This is a genomic window from Vibrio sp. Vb0937 (genome assembly GCF_033338855.1).
In genome coordinates this window covers 1-1,203 of the sequence record NZ_JAWOTK010000301.1, presented here as the reverse complement: position 1 = coordinate 1,203, position 1,203 = coordinate 1, and the positions used below count along the sequence as shown (strand labels likewise).

Here is a 1,203-nt window from a genome sequence, read left to right as displayed (position 1 = left end):
AGATGCGGCTTACGAAGAGATTCCCACCTCACTAATCTCGCCTCTACCTTCACGCAAACTACTCTATTCGTAACATCACTACTGACGAAAAACGCTCGTTCCACAAGCAAAAAATTTTGCTTCAAACCGACAAACTCACAAGCACAACGCATCAATAAGTCGGTAATTATTAATTTTATCTATTGGAAATGAACACTGTTCATTTATAATCAGCGAACCTAACGCAGTAACAAGGAATCCACTTCATGAAACGCATTGCGCTTCTCTTTGCCATGTTTGCATTACTTTCTGGTTGTAGCAGCATGTCGCCAGAACAATGCCAAACCGCAGATTGGTATCGCGTCGGCTACCAAGATGGCCGCTCAGGCAATAACCCAAACATTTTGTACGAATACATTAAAGACTGTCGCGAAGCAGGCGTAACGCCAAATCACGTTGAGTGGCAAGACGGTTTTGATAAAGGCACCATTCTTTACTGTTCGCCAGACAATGGTTACACGGTGGGTGTAGAAGGAAAAACCTACTATGGCGTTTGCTCTAACGATCTTTTCCTTAAAAACTATCAGTTAGGCCATCAAGAATATCAGCGTCAACAACGCATTAACGCGTTAGATGCGGAGATATCACGCCTTGATCATCAATTGGATGCAAACTTAGATAAAGACAACGCGAAGCGCATTAGAGAGAGAAGAAAACAACTGGCGCGTGAGCGTGCATCACTCATCTCGCCAGGAGCTAATTACTACTTTAACTTTTAGTTGCGACGGGCTACAACGCTAGGGTCATAAAGCGGCTGTTTGGATCAGGTTGATAGTCACCAAACGGCTCGCAGTACGCGAAGCCATGTTTTTCATATAGGCGATGCGCGGGTTCAAAAAATGCCATCGACCCAGTTTCCAAACTTAAACGTTGTATCCCCTGATGTTTCGCTTGCTCAATCACGTGATTGAGTAAGCGGGATGCCACGCCCAGTTTTCTCGCCGATGGCGTCGTACGCATCGATTTCAACTCTGCGTGACCATCTTCTAGTTGGCTCATTGCCACACATCCCAATAGCTGCTCACCATCCCAGCCTGTCCAAAACGTGATTGAAGGCAGCTTCAACTTGCTTACATCTAACGCATGCACGCTCTCTGGTGGCGATGTAGCGTACATGTCCTGTAAATGCTCTTCCAACAACGCAAGCACCTGCGGCCGTTCTAA

2 protein-coding genes are annotated in these 1,203 nt (G+C 46.0%); one reads left to right on the top strand and one right to left on the bottom strand.

Going from position 1 to position 1,203, the window contains the following annotated elements:
- Positions 1 to 245: 245 nt before the first annotated feature.
- A complete protein-coding gene (locus R7P67_RS25245; protein WP_005484189.1) occupies positions 246 to 758 on the top strand; it encodes a DUF2799 domain-containing protein in 513 nt (170 codons plus the stop codon).
- 10 nt (positions 759 to 768) lie between these two features.
- Here R7P67_RS25245 and R7P67_RS25240 read toward each other — a convergent pair.
- Positions 769 to 1,203 (bottom strand): GNAT family N-acetyltransferase (locus R7P67_RS25240; protein ID WP_318086375.1); only part of this gene is annotated, 435 nt, incomplete at its 5' end.

What these genes read in the sequence shown, in the direction of transcription:
- R7P67_RS25245 (WP_005484189.1), top strand. Translation starts at nt 246, where the DNA reads ATGAAACGCATTGCGCTTCTCTTTGCCATGTTTGCATTACTTTCTGGT.